Source organism: Acidiphilium sp. PM (genome assembly GCF_000219295.1).
GTDB classification, from domain to species: domain Bacteria; phylum Pseudomonadota; class Alphaproteobacteria; order Acetobacterales; family Acetobacteraceae; genus Acidiphilium; species Acidiphilium multivorum.
Map to the genome: position 1 here is coordinate 1 of NZ_AFPR01000367.1, position 683 is coordinate 683.

Genomic DNA, 683 nt, shown 5'->3' on the forward strand with positions numbered 1-683 from the left:
CGTCCAGCGGCGCGCGCCGGTCCAGCACGGCGGACAGCAGCGCGAACGCCGCATCGCGGGTCGGATCGCCCCCTGTCTTCGTCATGCGCACCAATCAACCTGGGGAAAGAAGCGGGATGGTGGAGCTGAGGGGAATCGAACCCCTGACCTCCTCATTGCGAACGAGGCGCTCTCCCAACTGAGCTACAGCCCCATCCCTGCGCGGCCAATCGCGCACCCTGAGCCGGAAGTCAAGCCACCTCGTCCGCCTTGTCACGTTGCGCGAAACGCCGTGCTTCGCTAACCCGGGCACCAGCCAAGGAGGGTTACGATGCTCGGAGCGGTTTTCTGGTTCCTCGACGAGGCCATCCAGATCTACATCTACATCATGATCGCGGCGGCGATCTTCAGCTGGCTCATGGCGTTCGGCGTGCTCGACACCCGCAACCACATCGTCTACCGGATCGAGGATTTCCTCTTCCGCGCCACCGAGCCCTTCCTCGCGCCGTTCCGCCGCTTCATCCCCGCGATCGGCGGCATCGACATTTCCTTCATCGTCGGCTTCCTGCTGCTGCGCGCGCTGCAGATCTTCCTCGGCGGGCTCTACGGCCACCTCGCCGCGATGGGCTACCAGTGAGCGCCCCGATGGCGGCCCGCGTCATCGACGGCAAGGCGGTCGCCGCCGCCCTGCGCGCCGAGGTGGC

General features: G+C 66.5%; 1 protein-coding gene and 1 tRNA gene. One reads left to right on the forward strand and one right to left on the reverse strand.

Annotated features, from left to right (window positions below):
- Window positions 1-117: 117 nt before the first annotated feature.
- Window positions 118-193: transfer RNA gene (locus APM_RS12790), tRNA-Ala, on the reverse strand.
- Window positions 194-310: 117 nt separating this feature from the next.
- On the opposite strand from APM_RS12790, the gene APM_RS12795 reads away from it, so the two are divergent.
- A complete protein-coding gene (locus APM_RS12795; protein ID WP_007423795.1) occupies window positions 311-616 on the forward strand; it encodes a YggT family protein in 306 nt (101 codons plus the stop codon).
- Window positions 617-683 lie beyond the last annotated feature (67 nt).

What these genes read in the sequence shown, in the direction of transcription:
- APM_RS12795 (WP_007423795.1), top strand. Translation starts at nt 311, where the DNA reads ATGCTCGGAGCGGTTTTCTGGTTCCTCGACGAGGCCATCCAGATCTAC.